Annotated in this window: 12 protein-coding genes; 9 read left to right on the top strand and 3 right to left on the bottom strand. The window is 70.3% G+C overall.

What is annotated here, in order from left to right; translation table 11 throughout:
• Positions 1-25 precede the first annotated feature (25 nt).
• The 3 genes from AB0E05_RS29140 to AB0E05_RS29130 all read left to right on the top strand — a co-directional run bounded on the left by AB0E05_RS29140 (position 26) and on the right by AB0E05_RS29130 (position 4,207).
• The gene (locus AB0E05_RS29140; RefSeq protein ID WP_361968838.1) at positions 26-2,782 is read left to right on the top strand and encodes a DNRLRE domain-containing protein; all 2,757 of its coding nucleotides are present in this window, start codon (positions 26-28) and stop codon (positions 2,780-2,782) included.
• A gap of 28 nt (positions 2,783-2,810) precedes the next feature.
• Positions 2,811-3,344, top strand: coding sequence for a hypothetical protein (locus AB0E05_RS29135; protein ID WP_361968836.1), 534 nt, complete (start codon positions 2,811-2,813; stop codon positions 3,342-3,344).
• Positions 3,345-3,784: 440 nt separating this feature from the next.
• Positions 3,785-4,207, top strand: coding sequence for a hypothetical protein (locus tag AB0E05_RS29130; RefSeq protein ID WP_361968834.1), 423 nt, complete (start codon positions 3,785-3,787; stop codon positions 4,205-4,207).
• A 181-nt stretch (positions 4,208-4,388) separates the two neighbouring features.
• Here the strand turns inward: AB0E05_RS29130 and AB0E05_RS29125 are convergent, their stop codons facing one another.
• On the bottom strand, positions 4,389-5,555 hold the full coding sequence (locus tag AB0E05_RS29125; protein WP_361968832.1) for a serine hydrolase domain-containing protein: 1,167 nt from the start codon (positions 5,553-5,555) through the stop codon (positions 4,389-4,391).
• Positions 5,556-6,297: 742 nt separating this feature from the next.
• Between AB0E05_RS29125 and AB0E05_RS29120 the strand changes: the two genes are divergently transcribed.
• Both AB0E05_RS29120 and AB0E05_RS29115 read left to right on the top strand, forming a co-directional pair.
• Positions 6,298-7,314, top strand: coding sequence for an SGNH/GDSL hydrolase family protein (locus AB0E05_RS29120; RefSeq protein WP_361968830.1), 1,017 nt, complete (start codon positions 6,298-6,300; stop codon positions 7,312-7,314).
• Positions 7,315-7,533: 219 nt separating this feature from the next.
• The gene (locus tag AB0E05_RS29115) at positions 7,534-8,553 is read left to right on the top strand and encodes a carbon-nitrogen hydrolase family protein (RefSeq protein WP_361968828.1); all 1,020 of its coding nucleotides are present in this window, start codon (positions 7,534-7,536) and stop codon (positions 8,551-8,553) included.
• A 30-nt stretch (positions 8,554-8,583) separates the two neighbouring features.
• Here the strand turns inward: AB0E05_RS29115 and AB0E05_RS29110 are convergent, their stop codons facing one another.
• Together AB0E05_RS29110 and AB0E05_RS29105 are read right to left on the bottom strand one after the other, a co-directional pair.
• Positions 8,584-9,768 (bottom strand): HAMP domain-containing sensor histidine kinase, encoded by a 1,185-nt coding sequence (locus tag AB0E05_RS29110; protein WP_361968885.1) that lies wholly within the window; start codon positions 9,766-9,768, stop codon positions 8,584-8,586.
• Positions 9,765-10,427 carry a response regulator transcription factor gene (locus AB0E05_RS29105; RefSeq protein ID WP_361968826.1) on the bottom strand — a complete coding sequence of 221 codons (663 nt, stop codon included), beginning with the start codon at positions 10,425-10,427 and terminating at the stop codon, positions 9,765-9,767. The genes AB0E05_RS29110 and AB0E05_RS29105 overlap by 4 nt, the downstream gene beginning before the upstream one ends.
• Positions 10,428-10,618: 191 nt before the next feature.
• Here AB0E05_RS29105 and AB0E05_RS29100 point away from each other — a divergent pair, with 191 nt between their 5' ends.
• The 4 genes from AB0E05_RS29100 (at position 10,619) to AB0E05_RS29085 (ending at position 15,103) form a co-directional block, all read left to right on the top strand.
• Entirely contained in the window at positions 10,619-11,905 is a 1,287-nt protein-coding gene (locus tag AB0E05_RS29100; RefSeq protein ID WP_361968824.1) for an ABC transporter permease, read from the top strand.
• 57 nt (positions 11,906-11,962) lie between these two features.
• Positions 11,963-13,342 (top strand): ABC transporter permease, encoded by a 1,380-nt coding sequence (locus tag AB0E05_RS29095; protein ID WP_361968822.1) that lies wholly within the window; start codon positions 11,963-11,965, stop codon positions 13,340-13,342.
• Positions 13,343-13,348: 6 nt separating this feature from the next.
• Positions 13,349-14,056, top strand: coding sequence for an ABC transporter ATP-binding protein (locus AB0E05_RS29090; protein ID WP_361968820.1), 708 nt, complete (start codon positions 13,349-13,351; stop codon positions 14,054-14,056).
• A gap of 252 nt (positions 14,057-14,308) precedes the next feature.
• The gene (locus tag AB0E05_RS29085) at positions 14,309-15,103 is read left to right on the top strand and encodes an SAM-dependent methyltransferase (protein WP_361968818.1); all 795 of its coding nucleotides are present in this window, start codon (positions 14,309-14,311) and stop codon (positions 15,101-15,103) included.
• Positions 15,104-15,160 lie beyond the last annotated feature (57 nt).

The raw sequence follows: 15,160 nt of genomic DNA, 5'->3' as shown, positions 1-15,160 counted from the left end.
TCTCGCTCTGGCTCTGCTCTCCCCCGTGGGTGTGCTGGCGACCGGCCCCCTGTCGCCGGCGGCGGCATCCCCAGCGGCGGGGGCCACGAAGGCCTCCGCCGCGACCTCGGGCGCGGAGGTGAACGCGCGGCTCACCGCCCAGGCCCAGGGCCGGCGGATCGAAGTCGTCGAAGCCCGTACCGAGAGCACGACCCTGTGGGCCAATCCCGACGGCACCATGTCCGTCGAGTCCTACGCCGGTCCCGTGCGCTACCAGAAGAACGGCCGCTGGGTCGGAGTCGACCTCACGCTCGTGAAGGACGCCGACGGCGCCGTGCGCCCCAAGGCCCACCCGCAGGGCCTACGTCTCGCGGGGCGCACCGGAGCCGCCGGCGGTGACCTCGTCACCCTGGGGCGCGGCGAGCGGGAGCTGGCCCTCGGCTGGAAGGGCGCGCTGCCCGAGCCGCGGCTGAGCGGCTCGAAGGCCACGTACAAGAACGTCATGCCAGGCACCGACCTCGTCGTCGAGGCCACCCGCACCGGCTTCGAGCAGTTCCTGGTGGTCGCCGACCGGCAGGCCGCCGAGCGCGCGGCGGCCCTGACGCTGCCCGTTCGTTCCCAGGGGCTAAAGGTCCGCAAGGGCCCGGACGAGACGCTCATCCTGACCGATCCCCGCACCGGCGCCACCGTCGGACGGGGCTCCACCCCGTACATGTGGGATGCCTCGGCGGGCGGTGAGAACGCTCCTGGCGCCCGCACCGCCCGTGTCGACCTGGACGTCACCGACCGGAGGCAGGGCGTCGACCTCACGGTCAGGGCGGACCGCGCCTTCCTGGCCGACAAGGCCACCCGCTATCCGGTCACCATCGACCCGGCCGTCTACTTCGGCACCGACTTCGACACCTACGTCCGCAACGGCGACGCCGCCGACTTCTCCGCCGGCGTCGACCTGCGGGTCGGCCGCGAGTGGCAGAAAGGCGAGGCCCGCTCCTTCGTCAACTTCCCGCGCAACCCCGCCGTCACCGGCCAGGACATCCTCAACGCGGAGCTGAACCTCTACGCCACCTGGTCCGACAGCTGCACCCCCCGTTCCTGGGAGATCTGGGACACCGGCAACGCGTCGGCCGCCACCCGCTGGAGCAACCAGCCCGCCTGGCGCTCCAAGGTGACTTCCTCCACCCAGACGCACGGCCACACGGACTGCGGCCCGCGCTGGATATCGGAGGACATCACCCCGCTGGTGAAGCAGTGGTCCACGACGACCAACACGGTCGACACCATTGGCCTGCGCGCGACGGACGAGAACGACCTTGCGGCGTTCAAGATCTTCGCCTCCGCCCAGACCACCACCGCCCCCTCGATCCTCGTCACCTACGAGCCCCCCGCGGACCCGGTCAAGGACCACGTCGTCTACTGGAACGACGTCCTGCAGGAGACCTACCGCCAGGTCGGAGGCGCTCCCGGCCCGCTCGCCCGGGCCGGTGCCATGGTGCACGGCGCGATCTACGACGCGGCCAACTCCGCCCGCTGCGCGGAAGGGCCGCTCAAGTGCCTCGGTGACGCCTACCTGGTGAAGGCCACGGCCTCCAACGGGGCGACGCCGGACGTGAACAGCGCCATCGACCACGCCGCCTTCGACGTCCTGCGCTCGCTCTATCCGACGCTCAACTTCGATGACGAGATCGCTGCCGCCCGCTCCACCATCCCCGCCGCCGTCACGGCCGCGCAGCGCGCCGCCGGCACCGAGGTCGGCCAGAAGGCCGCCGCCGCGATGATCGCCGCCCGGCAGAACGACGGCTCGGCGCCCGTCGGCCCGTACACCGGCTCCACCCAGCCCGGCTACTGGCGGCCCACCGGCACCGGTGACGGCGCTACCCCGCAGTGGGGCCTGGTCAAGCCCTTCGGCATGGCGAGCAGCGCCCAGTTCCGCACCGCCGGACCCGCCGGGCACACACAGATGAGCACGCTGCTGCCGAGCCAGGCATACGCGGACCAGGTCAACGAGGTGAAGAGCCTGGGCGGAGCGGGGTCCACCGCCCGTACGGCCGACCAGACCAAGGCGGCGCTGTTCTGGGCCAACGACCTCGACGGCACCTACAAGCCGCCCGGCCAGCTCTTCGACCACACCCAGATCCTGTCCCGCCAGTACGGCACCACCGTCGCCGGCAATGCCAAGCTCTTCGCCCTGACCGCCTTCGCCATGGCCGACGCGGGGATCGTCTCCTGGGATCAGAAGTACCAGACGAACGTCGACCTGTGGCGCCCCGAGAGCGCGATCCGGCTGGACGGCGACGGCAACGCCGCCACCACCGCCGACGCCAACTGGCAGCCGCTGTCGCAGGACCGCAACGGCCAGCACTTCTCCCCGCCCTTCCCTGCCTACATCTCCGGGCACGCCACCTTCGCGGGCGCGTGGTCGAAGGCGACGCAGGCGTGGTTCGGCACCGACCAGATCACCTGGACCGCCACCACCGAGGACCCCAACGCCCTCGGCGTGACCCGTACCTTCACCTCCGTCTCCGCCGCGGCGACCGAGAACGCCGTCGGCCGGGTCTGGCTCGGCGTCCACTACCGCTGGGACGGCACCGACGGCGTCACCGCCGGAGGCAACGCTGCCGCCTACGGGGTCGCGAACAAGCTCAAGCCGAACTCCGCCGCGACCTGGACCGCCTACGAGACGCTGCACAACCTCGCCGGCTGCCAGGAGGTCGGCAAGCGGCTCGTCGCCGAACACCGATGGGCCTCTTACCAGTGCACCCAGGTACAGGAACCCGGGCCCGACCACCTGCTGTACGTGAAGTAGCCGGCCGATGAGGAGAGGAGACAAGGACATGCGTGTGCGCACCCAGCAGCCCCGCAAGGGGGTGCGAAGGGCGGTCATCGCCCTGGTCACGATCTGCGCCGTCGGCGCCGTCGCGACACCGATCGCCTTCGCTGTCGCCTCCGCGGACCGCGCCACCGCGGCATCCGCCGGGGACGACCGGCTGCTGCCGACGCCCGAGGCACCGAGGATCTCGGACGGCTCGTACGCGGGCTTCCAGTTCTGCGGCGGTCCGGCCGGGGATCCGGTCGTCACGACCGGATCCCCGACCCTCGCCGCCACCCTGGAGTCGGTCGCCCCGCCCGGCACTGTCGAGCCGGTCCGGCCCGGCCCGCGCCGCAAGGTGGCCTTCGAGGTCGACACCACCGCCGGGCGGCCCGTGCTTCACCGGCAGCTCACCAGCGACACCAGCCACGACGCCGCCCTCCAACTGCCTGAGGGCACCCTGGCCGACGGCGCCTATCGCTGGCGCGTCCGCGTGAAGGACGGCAACACGTCCTCCGCCTGGACGGCCTGGTGCTCCTTCACCGTCAAGCGCGGCTGAACGCACCGCCGAACGACCGGTGCCCCGCACGCCCTCCGCGTTCCGGGGCACCACCGCGTCCGCTCGGCTACAGCGCCCCGAGCCGCGCCGCCGGCCTTCGAGTCCTGCGCCGTCTCCTGCTCCTCACGGCGGTGTGCGGCGTGTTCCACCTGCCGGGCCGTGGTCCGGGGCAGGGCGGCGCGGCGCTTCCCGGTCCGCAACAAGCCATTCGGCGTCGCTCCGTGGTTGTGGCACCCGGCACCAGCCCAGGAGGATTCGGCCCGACCAACTGGCTCCCGCACTCGGGGAGTCGCCGTGCCACAGGGGAAGCGCACAGGGCTTTACGTCGGACGTGTTCACGTCCGGCAGCCCGCTGTCGCGTCGGCACTTCATGAGTGCTCACGCGCGGAGTTCAGCTTCCTCTTGGCGCGGACGTGACATCCGTCCCGAAGGAGTGGATTGTGCGCATCACCCGTCTGCTGACTCTCTTCGCCAGCGTCCTGCTGGCCTTGGTGAGTGCGGCCGGTACCGCCACCGCCGTGCCCGCAACAGCCACGTCCGCCTCGGCCCCGGCCGCCAAAGCGGCCCCGGTCGCCAGCGGCTACGCCGCCCCGACCATGGTTCACTGCAAGCTCAACGTACGCTCCGGCACAAGTTCGACCTCCACGCTCCTGCGCACCCTGTACAACCGCAACGGAAGCTGCCCCGGCGACAGCGGTCACGACACGATCCCCTGTTGGATCGACAACTGCGGCGGCATCACCTCGGGCAGCAGCTACACCTGTCAAACGGGAGGACAGTCGTACAGCAGCTGGCTTCCCGTGAACCACAGAGGCTCGCGCGCCTGGGTTGCGATCAGGTGCGGCACGTACGTCATCCCGTGACGTGAGTCCCTCGTGAGTCCGGCGGTGCCCAGCGAGCCAGCTGCGCACCGCCGGTTCGACACGACCAGCAACCACCGCCCCGGCCGACCGGCCGGGCTTCGTGCGCCCTGGGGAGTTCGCGGTGCCCGCCTACGCGTAGCGTCGCCGTCCCTGCCTGGCCCGCTGGTCCCGCCGGTCCCGCTCAGCGCTGGGCGTCGGGCAGACCGCAGTACTCGGCGTTTGGCACCGCCCCGAACTTCTCAGGGGACAGCATGCCGTCGAGACCGTTGACGCTGTACGAGAGGGCGTGCTTGCCGTCGTCTGTGACGACGGCGTTCGCGGCCCAACCGGGGATTCCGCCGTCGTGGCCCCACAGCACGGTGCCGCACGAGCTGACCATCTTGAAGACGCCGAGGCCGGCTCCGGCGGAGCCGGGGTCGTACAGGGTGGTCTTCATCGCGTTGAGCTGCTTCTTCGGCAGGAGCTTCCCGCCGAGGAGCGCGCCGAAGAAGCGGTTGAGGTCCTTGGTCGTGGAAATCATGTCCCCCGCCGCCCCGCCGATGGAGGGGTTCAGCTCCGTGACGTCGTACACCTGCCCGGGGAGGGTGAGGCTGTCGTACGCTCGGGCGCTCGGCTGAGGGATCGTCACCGTGGTTCCGGGACTGCTGGTACCCCGCAGCTTCAACGGCTTGACGATCCGTCTGCGGATCTCCTCCGGATAGCTGTTGCCGGTGACCTTCTCGATGATCATCCCCGCGACGATGTACCCGGTGTTGGAGTACTCGTGGCGGGTACCGGGCGCGAAGTCCCGGCCACGCTCCAAACCCACGCGCAGCAGGTCCTCGGGGGCGTGCGAAGCGTAGCGGTACTGGAAGAAGCCGGGCGCTTCCCAGTGCTTCTTTCGGAAGGCGCGGTTGCCCAGGTAGTCGGGCAGGCCGCTGCTGTGGTTGAGCAGTTGTCGGACGGTGATGGTGCGGCCGTCGTTGCCGCCGTCGCGGATGAGCCCCGGTAGATGGCGCTCGACCGTGTCGTCGAGGCTCAGCTGACCTTCCGCTTCCAGTTGCAGGAGCACGGTCGCCACGAACGTCTTGGTGATGCTGCCGATCCGGAAGTGCTCGTTCGCCGCCCTGGGCTTGCCGGTCCGCCGATCGGCGACTCCCGCGGTTCCCTTCCAGACCTCGCCCTGCTTGTCCGCTCGGGCCGCGGCGCCCGGCACGCCCGCGGCGACCAGCTGTTCAATCGCCCGCTGCGTCGGGCGCTCTGTCCCTCGGCCGTCGGCCCGGTGGTCCTGCCCCTGTGCGGGTACCGCGAAGGCGGTCACCACCAGCGCCGCCGCGGTCATCCCCACCACACCTGCACGAATCGCCATGGACGCTCCCCTTTTCGTTACGGCAGAGGACCGGAGCACGGGAGCGAAGGTTGACAACCGTTCACGTTCAGGTCGCTTCTTGGCGTAAACCGTGTGCGGCGCTGCGCCGGGCGCTCGTTTTGATACCGACCGCGGACCAGTACCGGACATCCGCTCCTGGGCTTGCGCGGGGTTGGTGGAGCAGGGGCACAACGTCCACGGTGCGCCAGCCTGGTGGTCGGTGAACAGCGCCTCCACGCCGTCTGGTCGGTCGTACGGCCCAGGTATTCCTGCGGCATTGCAGCCTGTTCGTGGGCGCGGACGGCGACGGCCCGCGGCCCCGGAGGACGGCGTACAGGCCGGGAGATCGATGGCGTACGACTCCTGCGTCGCCTGGGGGTGGTGTCGTGGAGCCCTCAGTGAGGACCGGCGCCGCCGCACGGGCCCGCGACGGTGGTGACCAGTGCCGTGGCCACAGCGCAGCAGCCCGCCCCGGCTCGTCGGCGATCGAGCACTCGCGTCCACTGCCCCGACGGCTCCGTCTCGCGCGCGTGAATATAGCAGGCAATGCGGGGAGTTGACTCGAATATTCGACCAATTAGCCCGATCGAGTGACGGTAAACCGTTTCACCGGACGGGACGGGGTAACGGCGCAGATGATCTCGGCTGAGGTGCATTCCGGCCCGGGCGTCGTAATCCGGCCGTCCGGACGTCTTCCACTGATTCTGGAGGATCCATGCGACACTCCGTCTCCCGCCCGCGCATGCGAGCCCTGACTGTCGGGCTCGCGCTCGCCGCGGCCACGCTCTTACCTTCCGGCTCCGCCGGTGCGGCCGACCAGTACGAGTGGGCCGCGCTCGGCGACTCGTTCACCGCCGGCGTCTTCGTCGGCGACCCACAGCCCCCGCTGGGGGATCCGTCGCAGGACGGCTGTGCCCGGACCAGCGGCTCCTACCCCAGCCTGGTCGAACGAGGGCTCAACCAGTCCCCTCCGGGCAAGAAAGTCCGCCTGACCAACGTCGGCTGCAGCAGCGCCGTCATCGCGAACATCGCCAAGGTCAAGCAGACGCCGATCAGCCCGGTCGAGACCCCTGTTGGCGGCTGGCCCGCGGTGGACACGCAGATCAAGCGGGCCGGGCTCAATGCCGGGACCGACATCGTCACCGTCGCCATCGGCGGCAACAGCGTGCCCTTCGGTGACATCTTCCCCAAGTGCCTCGAACTGGGCGCGATCGGCAAGTCCTGCAGCGAGTACTTCACCAACCCGCCCGCGGGGGTGGAGAACATCCGGGAGAGGCTCGCCCGGGTCAAGGCCGAATACACCGAGATGCTGGCCGAGGTGCACAAGGCCGCGCCCAACGCCAAGGTGATCACCATCGGCTATGGGGCCATCATGCCGGCCAGGGCCAGTGACTGCGACCGTGGGTCCCTCACCGAATTCGACACGACCGCCCACGCCGACATCGACTGGCTCCGTGACGGCGTCCTCAAGCCGCTGAACAAGACGATCAAGCAGGTCTCGGCGTCCGCCGGCGACCGCTACGTCGACGTCTACTCCTCCAGCGTGGGCCACGACGTATGTCAGCCCGCGGGCACCAAGTGGATCGAAGGAATCTGCGGCGACGCCGCAGACTACTGGCCCGCCACGTTCCCCGGCACGACGCTGGACTGCGCTCCCATCCAGAAGCGCGCCACGATGATCCACCCCAACGCCGCGGGACACGCCAACAACGCGGTCCACGTGGAACGGGCGATCCGCAGCGCCCTCCGCCAACACTGACCCACCGGCCCGAACCCCGACGCCGGAGCCCGGCCCCTGGCCGACGGCTCCGGCGTCGGCGCGTCTCCGCGGTGCGGTCGCTACCGGAACGCCTGCGAGCAGCACGGCGAGGCGTATTGCGGCCGTTCCACCGGGCGCGGACGCTGTTGTTCATCCGCCTTCCGCCCGCGAGTTCGCCCATCGGGACCGCCGGTAGGCGCCGTTCCCAAGGAGGATCCCATGCCCTCTCCCGCCACGGGGAAACGAACGGTCGCGGCGGTCCACGCCGCACCGGTGTTCATGGACACCGACGCGACGGTCGACAAGGCCGTCGCCCTCATCGAGCAGGGCGGTCGGGAGGGGGTGGACCTGCTGGTGTTCCCGGAGACCTTCGTGCCCGGCTACCCGTACTGGATCGAGGCGTACGCCCCGCTGGACCAGCAGGCCGCCAACGCCGCCTACGCCGGGGCGTCCGTCGAGGTGCCGGGGCCCGAGATCGCGCGGATCCAGGCAGCCTGCCGACGGGCGGGCGCCGGAGTGGTCCTCGGCGTCAGCGAACGCCTTGAGGGGACCCGTACCTGCTTCAACAGTCAGGTCTTCATCGACCCCGACGGGTCCCTGCTCGGCGTGCACCGCAAGCTCCAGCCCACCTACGCGGAACGGATCGTGTGGGCTCAGGGCGGCGGGGCCACGCTCCTGGTGTTCGACAGCGCGCTCGGCCGGGTCGGCGGACTGGCCTGCTGGGAGCACACCATGAACCTGGCCCGGCAGGCCCTGATCGCCCAGGGGCAGCAGATCCACGCGGCGGCCTGGCCCGGGCTGTCCACCATGGCCGGCTTCGAGGCCGTCGCCGACGTACAGATCGACGCGATGATGAAGGCACACGCACTCACCGCCCAGACGTTCGTGGTCTCGGCGGGCAACCCGGTCGACCAGACCTGTCTGCACTGGATGGAGTCCACCCTCGGTCCTCAGAAGCACATCACCGCGGGCGGCGGCTGGTCAGCGGTGATCCATCCCTTCACCCCGTACCTCGCCGGCCCGCACACCGGCCCCGAAGAACGGCTCGTCACCGCCGAGATCGACCTCGACGACCTCAACACCGTGAAGGTCTGGGTCGACTCCCGCGGCCACTACGCACGACCGGAAGTCCTCGGCCTGACCGTCGACCGCCGGCCGCTCTGGCACGACGAGAGCAACCGCCAGTGGCCCGCCTCCCCGCGCGACGACGACTCCGAAGCCACAGACGGAACGAACTGACCCACGGACGTAGCGCCGCCCGGGGCGCGTTCACGGGAAGCACAGGGTGACGGCGAGGCCGCCCTCGGGGCCCGGTTGCGCCGTCAGGGCGGCGTGGTGCGCCTCGGCGATGGAGGCGGCGATGGACAGCCCCAGGCCGTGGCCTGTGGTGGCGGTGCGGTCGGCGTCGAGGCGGCGGAAGGGCTCGAACAGGTCGGGGATCCGTTCGGCGGGGACGCGTGAGCCGGTGTTGGTCACCGTCACGGTAGTGATGTCGAGTTGTACGCGGACGTCACCGCCGGGGCGGTTGTACTGGATCGCGTTGCGGATCACGTTCGTCAGCAGGTGGCGGAGCAGGACGGCATCGCCGCGGACGACCAGCGGGGTGTCAGCGCTCAGATCGACGTGCACGCCGTGGGCGGATGCCTGCGAGAAGAGCTCGGCCGTCACGAGTCGGGCGACGGCGGTGAGGTCCACGTTCTCGGGCTCGTCCAGGCCGCGGTCGCTGCGGGCGAGGAGCAGGAGCGCGTTGATGAGCTGTTCGGCTTCGTGGTTGGTGGTGAGGAGGTCCTCGCGGACGTCGACGAGGCTTGCGGGGAGGGGGTCGGCGAGGCCGACCTGGAGGGTGGTGCGTTGGGCGGCGAGGGGGGTTTTGAGTTCGTGGGAGGCGTTGGCGACGAAGCGGCGTTGGCTCTCGAAGGCTCGCTCCAGCCGGTCGAGCATGCTGTCGAAGGTGTCGGCGAGGCGGTGGAGTTCGTCGTCGGAGCCGGTGAGCGACAGGCGTTGGTGCAGGTTCTGTTCGCTGATGCGGCGGGCGGCTTCGGTCATGGACGCGACGGGGCGCAGGGCCCGTCCCGCGAGCCACCAGCCGATCAACCCCGCCACCTGCGCCATCACGAGGAGCCCGACGCCGGACCAGAGCACCATCTGGCGGAGCGCGGTGTCCTGGACGGCTTGCACGGTCTTTTCGATCTTCTCGATCATGGCGACGTCGTCGACCGCCGGGGAGGTGCGGTCCGGCCGGGTGGGGCGTACCGGTTCGAAGGTGGGCGCACGGGTGGTCGACGCATCGCCGTACGTGACCGATATGCCATCCGCTTGCTGGGCCGTTCCGTAGCGCGCGAGGATCACGACGAAGGCGAGGAGTGCGATGCCGGTGAGCAGGAAGAGTCCGGCGATGGCCGCGGCCAGGCGGGCGCGGAAGGGCAGCCGGCTCAGGAGCGCCCGCGGAGTCATTCGCACAGTCGGTATCCCTCTCCCCGGTCGGCGGCGATCAGGCAGGAGTCGCCGAGTTTGCCGCGCAGTCGACTGACGGTGGCGCGGACCGCGCTGGTGCGCGCGTCGAGGTGTTCGTCCCAGACGGTGCGGACGAGTACGTCGTGCGGTACCGGTACGCCACCGGCGGCGAGAAGGAGGTGCAGGACGGCGAACTCCTTCGGGGTCAGCTCCAGCGGCCGGCCGGCCACCGACGCTTCGTGCCGTGTCTCGTCCAGCGTGATGTTTCCGAAGCTGAGCGTGGCGGACGGCGGCTTGGGCGCGCGGCGGCTCAGAGCTCGCACCCGGGCGACGAGTTCGGTGAAGTCGAAGGGTTTGGTCAGGTAGTCGTCCGCGCCGAGCGCGGTGAGGCCGTAGACCTTGTCCGTGAGTTCGCCGGCCGCGGTGAGCATCAGGATCCGGGGTGGGTCGGTGAGTTCGCTCAGCCGTCTGCAGACCTCGTCGCCGCTCATGACCGGCAGGTCGCGGTCGAGGATCACCACGTCGTAGGCGGTGAGCAGGCACATCTGCTCGGCCTGGCCGCCGGTGGCGGCGATGTCGACGGCCATCGCCTGGCGGCGCAGGCCGGTGGCGACGGTGCGGGCGAGAACGGGGTGGTCCTCGGCGACCAGAACTCTCATGCCCCCATGAAACCAAGGTCACCATTGCAGCCGGATAAGTGCGAGGTCCCGCTACGAACGGCGGCGGCCGGTCTGCTGCCGTAGTGCCGGGACGGCTCCTGAAAACCAGGTGAGGCTGGGGCCGGGCAGGTCCTTATGCCGCTGTAACGCGCTTATCCCGCTGCAAACAGCGGGCTGCTTCTGTCGTCGGCATGAACTTCGTCAAGCGCGCGGGAACGAGTCTTCGTGCCAGGAAGTCCAAGACCGCCGCCCTGCTGGCGATCTTCGTCGTCATCTGCACGCTGCTCCTCGGCGGCTTCCTGCTCCAGACCGCCGCCGCTCGCCAGGAAGCGGACGCGCAACGGTCCATCGGTGTCGACGTCACGGTCAAGCAGAAGGGTTTCACCCCTGTCCTCGCCGACCGGCTCGGCGCCTTCGAGTCGGTGAACCGCTACAACACGGAGCTTGCGGTGCGTGCCGGGGCCCGTAACGTCGTGCCGCTGACGTCCGACGCGCCGAAGCCGGGCAGCACGAAGGCCGGAGGGAAGGACCACGCACCGGAACCGCTGGCGGTGACCGGTGTCCGTGACTCGGGCATGCTGCTGCCCTTCTCGTACGGCTCGACGAAGATCACGGCGGGCCGCGGTATCACCCCGAAGGACGCGGACGCCGACGTCGTGATGGTCGAGCAACGCCTGGCCGACGCGAACCGCCTCACGGTCGGTGACACCCTCCAGGTGCGGTCGGCGGACGGCAGACGCACGGCGTCCCTGACGGTCGTCGGCGTCTTCCAGGACCCGACACGGGATCCTTCGGAGTGGGCACCGCCGCAGGAACTGCCCGGCAACGCGCTGTACGTGCCGGTGGGCACCGCGCAGCAACTCGGCGCCACCGGTAACCCGACGGTCGTTGAGGCGGTGTACCGGATCGGCTCACCGGAACGGGCCGAGCAGCTCCACGCCGAGGCCGAGCGGCTGCTCGGCGCCGGTGGCTTCGACTTCCGCGTCAACGACAAGGCGTACAAGGACCAGGTCCGTCCGATCCAGCAGGTGGGTGCCTTCGCCGGGCTGGTCGTCTGGGTGGTCGCACTGGCCGGTGCGCTGATCCTCGGCCTCATCGTGACGCTCCAGATCCGCGAGCGGCGCGCCGAACTCGGAGTGCTGCTCGCGCTGGGCGAGAAGAAGTGGAGGCTCATCGCCCAACACGCCGTGGAAGTGGCGGTCGTGGCACTGCCCGCCGTCGCGCTCGCCGCCCTCGGCGGCCACCTCGCCGGACAGCCCGCGGGTGAAGCGTTCCTCGGTGGCCAAGGCGACGAGCCCGTGGCAGCCGGCGACGCGCCGCATGCCGTGAAGGTCGAACCGGCCACCGTCGAGGTCGAACTCGCCGCCGTCGGCAAGGTCGCCGGCACCGGGCTCGGGATCTCCCTGGTCTCCACCGTCATCCCGGGCGTCGGAATCCTCCGCCTGCATCCCCGGTCCATCCTCACCGACACCGAATGACCAGCCCGCACACACCGACAGCCATCCACCGGCACGGACCCGAGAAGGCCGCACTCCATGAACTTCGTCAAACGCGCAGGGCTCAGCCTGTGGGCCCGTAGGGGCCGCACCCTGATCACCCTCGCCACCTTCCTCGCCATTTCCGTGATGGTGCTGGCCGGCATCCTCATCGACGACGCGACAGCCCAAGCCGAGCAGGACGCCAAGCGGTCCGTCGGCGTTGAGGTCAATCTCGGCATCGACATGGACGCGGTCGGCGGTGGAGGACAGCTCCAGGCACCGCGCATCGACGCCGCGACCGTCGACAGCATCGGGTCACTGCCCCAGGTGCAGAAGTACACCTATGCGATGTGGGACCGCGCCATCCTCAAGGGCACCTCACAGCTCGTCGACGGCGGGCCACCCGATCCCATGGGCCCCGGCGGCACCGTGGGCAGGGGCGTCCTCGACACCTCCCTGCTGTCCGACTTCCGCAACGGCACCTTCGCCCTCCTCTCCGGCAAGCACCTCACCGCCGCCGACAAGGGCACGAGGCGACTCCTGGTCGAGGAACGGCTGGCCAAGAAGAACCGCCTCACGACCGGCGACAAGATCACCCTGACCGGCAACGACGAGAAGTCCACCGCCGAGTTCACCGTGGCCGGCGTCTATCGCGACCCGCGCCCCACCGCCGAACCCGATCCCGAGTACGGCATCAGCCCGGCCAACATGCTGTACGGAACGGTGGGCGGCCTGTCCGCACTCAGCGCCGGCGAGAAGGCACCGCTACAGGTCGGCGAAGCGACCTTCCTCCTCCACGACGCCGACGTCCAGGGCGCGTTCAAGGACGAGGCGAAGCGGATCGCGGGCGCGGCGCTCGCCGGCTTCAAGCTGGACGCCAACGACAAGGCGATCCGGCAGATGACCGGCCCGCTCAAGAGCATCCGTTCCACCGCGACCGTCGCCATGTGGCTGATGGGCCTGGCCGGCGCGGCCGTCCTGGCCCTCCTGGTCAACCTCGCCGTCAAGCAGCGCCGCACGGAGTACGGCGTCCTGTTGGCCATGGGCGAGAAGAAGAGCAAGCTCATCGCCCAGCAGGCCCTGGAGATCGTCCTCGTGGCGGCCGTGGCCATCGGCCTGAGTTCGCTGTTCGCGCCGGCCTTGACGCAGAGCGCCGGCCAGTCGCTGCTGGGAAGGGAGGCCACCGCCGCCGAGCGGAAGATCGACTCCTGGAAGCCCCCGGCCCCCGGCAGCACCGGCCTCGGTGAAGGCATCGACTGGAACGACGAGCCCGTGGCCAACGCCGACCCCATCGACGAGATCACCGTGTCCCTCTCCCCCGCCGGCCTCGCCGCGGTGGCCGGGGTGGGTCTCGGCATCGGCCTGCTCGCCACCGCCGTCCCGGCCAGCGCCGTGCTGCGCCTCAGCCCCCGCACCATCCTCACGAAAGGCACGTGACCCGTCATGACCAGCGCCGCAGCCACCGCCCCGCCCGTCCTGCGCCTCGCGGACGTCAGCCACACCTACTCCGGTCAGCGCCGCAGGACCACGGTCCTCAAGGACATCAACTACGCCTTCGAGCGCGGCACGTTCTACACCATCCTCGGCCCTTCGGGAAGCGGCAAGACCACGCTGCTCAGCCTCGCCAGCGGCCTCGACACCCCCACCAAGGGCACGGTCAGCTTCGACGGACAGGACCTCACGAAGCTGGGTCTCGGCCGCTACCGCAACCAGCACGCCGCCACGATCTTCCAGCAGTACAACCTCCTCACCTACATGACCGCCCTCCAAAACGTCACCTGCGCCATGGAGATCACCGGCGTCACACCCGCAACCGGAAGCCGCAAGGCGCGCGCACTGCACCTGCTGGAGAAGATCGGCCTCGACAAGGCCATGGCCACCCGCAACGTGCTCCAGCTCTCCGGCGGCCAGCAGCAGCGTGTCGCGATCGCTCGCGCCCTCGCCTGCGACGTCGACGTCCTCTTCGCCGACGAGCCCACCGGAAACCTCGACGAGGACACCGCCCAGGGCATCATCGACACCTTCCGCGAACTCGCTCACGAGCAGGACAAGTGCGTGGTCGTCGTCACCCACTCCCAGCATCTGGCCGGCCAGTCCGACCGCGTACTCCACCTGCGCAAGGGCAAGCTCACGGAGCAGGTGAACGCCTGACGGGGGGCATGGGTGCGCGCCGGGTCCTGACGGCGGACGCCCCGCCGCCGCTCCCGCCCGAGCGGGGCCGAGAAGGAGCGGCGCACCCCGTGCTCGGCAGCATGCCCTTCACGGCGCTACGCACGGAGCCCGGCCCTCTGGTGTCCGGAACGGCACCGTCATCGCGACGCCTGCCGCATGCTGTTGCTCCCTGGCGCGTACCCGTACGCCCCCTGGCCCGGGAGCCCCGCTCCCTCTCCTCTCGGAGCACTCGTGACGGACAACACTCCGCGGCGACGCATCGACACGTCAGTCGCCCACTCCGCCCGTGTCTGGAACTACTGGCTCGGCGGGAAGGACAACTACGCCGCCGACCAGATAGCCGGCGAAGCCTACGAGCGGACCTTCCCTCCGTCCCGCGCCTTCGCGCAGGAGTCACGGCACTTCCTGCGCCGCATGATCGCCTATCTCGCGGGAGAGGCGGGAATGCGCCAATTCCTCGACCTGGGAGCCGGGCTGCCGACCGTCGACAACACCCACGAGGTGGCCCAGCGCATCGCGCCGGACGCCCGCATCGTCTACGTCGACCACGACCCCATCGTCATCCGCCATGTCGACGCCCTCCTCACGAGCACGCCGGAAGGAGCCACCCACTACGTCGAGTCCGACATGCAGGACACGGAGAAGGTCCTCGCGGGCGCGGCCGTGACGCTCGACCTGTCGCAGCCCGTCGCCCTGGTCTGTTGCGACGTCCTCGGACACATCGTCGACTTCGACGAGGCGCTCGGGCTGATCGACCGGCTCATGCGCCGCCTGCCCTCCGGCAGTCACCTGGCCCTCAGCCACTGCACGACGGACGGGCCCGAGCACACCGCGGCCCAGGACGCGTACAACGCGACCGGCGCCATCCCCTACGTCCTCCGCCCGCCGGAGCAGATCGCCCGTTTCTTCGACGGGCTCGACCTGATCGAGCCGGGGCTGGTGTCGTGGCCGAACTGGCGACCGGACTCCGCCACCGGCACCGCCACGGAGCGGGCCGGCTGGGGAGCGATCGGCCGCAAGCCGTAAACAGGGCCGGGCCCCAACCGTGCCGTGCAGTGGATGCCGTGTGACCGGGCCCGAGCT

This window comes from Streptomyces sp. NPDC048057 (assembly GCF_040653095.1).
In the GTDB taxonomy this organism is placed as follows: Bacteria; Actinomycetota; Actinomycetes; order Streptomycetales; family Streptomycetaceae; genus Streptomyces.
The sequence above is the reverse complement of the archived record's forward strand: the minus strand, read 5'-3'. Positions and strand labels throughout refer to the sequence as shown.